At 63.1% G+C, this 1,341-nt stretch carries 2 protein-coding genes; both read left to right on the forward strand.

The window, feature by feature from the left end; all coding sequences use genetic code 11:
- On the forward strand, positions 1–373 hold a 373-nt coding region (locus tag ACIRS4_RS37135; RefSeq protein ID WP_404204524.1), incomplete at its 5' end, for a glycoside hydrolase family 30 beta sandwich domain-containing protein.
- A gap of 189 nt (positions 374–562) precedes the next feature.
- Positions 563–1,294, forward strand: a complete 732-nt coding sequence (locus ACIRS4_RS37140) for a hypothetical protein (protein WP_404204526.1) — start codon at positions 563–565, stop codon at positions 1,292–1,294.
- The last annotated feature ends 47 nt before the right edge of the window (positions 1,295–1,341 follow it).

Consider the following 1,341-nt stretch of genomic DNA (forward strand, 5'->3'; position numbering starts at 1 on the left):
CGGCTGCCGCGGGCTCGTCGGACCCTATGCGGGACAGGATTGCATCGCGCCGGTCACCGTGAACACCGACCGCAACGACTACAGCTTCACCTCGGACTACTGGGCGTTGGCGCACTTCAGCAAGTTCATCCAGCTCGGGGCGAAACGGATCGACGCCACTACCCCTAGTGCCTGCACGACCACGCCGGTTTCCGGCTGGCGATGCGGCCTCGAAGGCGTCGCGTTCGACAATCCTGACGGCAGCCGGGTTTTGGTGGCAACCGCCAACGACGGCGTCGATCACACCTTCACCCTCAGCGACAACGGCCGGAAGACCACCTACACCCTCCCCGCCGGGGCCACCGCCACCTTCGTCTGGAAGCCGGTGGCTTAAGAAACGTCGTGCAGCGTGTGCGTCGGGTAGTGGCTCGATGATCCGGCGCCCATGCTCGCCACACCCGGGCCACGAACCTGTGGTGTCGAAGGATCTCGTTGCTGACGCAGAACTGATCTTGGACTGTCCGCGTATACCCATTGACACGGCTGCCGGTCGTCGGCGCAGATCAGAAGGGGTGGGACAGCGATGCCTATACAGCAGAAGAAGGCGGCGGAGGAACCCGTCATCACCACTGTGGTGAATGAAAACACCCATCACGGGCGTGAGTCGTTCGGCGGCGGCTTCACCGGATCGATCGGCGGCGGTGATGCCGTGGAAGTTGGCGGCGGCCACTCCGGCGGCAGCAGAGGAGGTAGCAGGGGCGGGCCTACTGGTGGCGAAGGCAGTGGAGAACCGGGCGCTTCTGACCCGGTGGAGCTCACCATCGAGGACGTCAAGTCCGATGGCGGCAAGACCGTCACCACCCTCAACAAGGCGACCGGCAAGACCACTGTCACCGAGTTCGACGCTGCCGGAAATTTCGTCCGGAAGACCACCAGCACCCCTGACGGGACCAATCTGATCGAGTTCGCGGCTGATGCCGACGGTACGACCAGTTTCCTCAAGACCGGAATCCTCAGGGACAGTGCGGGCAACCAGGTAGGCACGTTCCGGCTCGACCGCGTTGACGGAGGCGACGGCCATTCCACGTTCAAGCGCGTCGACACCTACAACGACGGATCCGTATATACAGCGCAGGGTGCAGAGGACAGCAGTTTGGACGGCAATTTCTCGGTGACATCACGCACCGAAAAGCCCGACGGCACGATCATTTTGTCCACGTCCACCAGCAGCGACGGAGGTAAGCACGGAACTCAGCACGTCCAGGTGATCGACCGGAACGGCGTGGTGGTGTCCGATACCACGACCTCGTACTAGCTGGCGACACGCATATCGAGTCACACCTCGGGCACACGGACTATGCG

The sequence above is a fragment of the Streptomyces sp. NPDC101166 genome (genome assembly GCF_044768125.1).
Lineage (GTDB): Bacteria > Actinomycetota > Actinomycetes > Streptomycetales > Streptomycetaceae > Streptomyces.

Excerpts from the sequence above, each read along its gene's own strand:
- ACIRS4_RS37140 (WP_404204526.1), top strand. The coding sequence starts at position 563 with ATGCCTATACAGCAGAAGAAGGCGGCGGAGGAACCCGTCATCACCACT.